Origin of the sequence: Hungatella sp. SL.1.14, from assembly GCF_024460495.1 — a bacterium.
GTDB lineage: Bacteria > Bacillota > Clostridia > Lachnospirales > Lachnospiraceae > Hungatella > Hungatella hathewayi.
In genome coordinates this window covers 1-290 of sequence record NZ_JANFYJ010000491.1, presented here as the reverse complement: position 1 = coordinate 290, position 290 = coordinate 1, and the positions used below count along the sequence as shown (strand labels likewise).

The following is a 290-nucleotide window of genomic DNA, read 5'->3' as shown; positions in this document are numbered from 1 at the left end:
TGCTGAACAGACGCACAGTCAATACCCAGCCACTTACTCTCCGGCGTCCTGGCGGCCAGTGCATCCCCTGATGCGGAATACGGTGATGCAGGATACTCTGCACTCCGAAGTTTCTTCATCTCTCTTAACCCTTCTGCGATTTCCTCGTCGCTCATGGCGCGGTCCATCAAAACGAGACAGCTGGTCATATAAGTGTTGTCTCCATAGTAACCGTGAAATACCTCCGCCTCCATACCATTTTATTTATTATTCCGGTATAGCTCTGTATGATCTTAACCACTTTGGTACTT

At 48.6% G+C, this 290-nt stretch carries 1 protein-coding gene; it reads right to left on the bottom strand.

Going from position 1 to position 290, the window contains the following annotated elements:
• Positions 1-188, bottom strand: a 188-nt coding sequence (locus tag NE473_RS31970; protein ID WP_256265717.1) for a hypothetical protein, incomplete at its 3' end; no start/stop codon positions are given.
• Between the last annotated feature and the right edge of the window lie 102 nt (positions 189-290).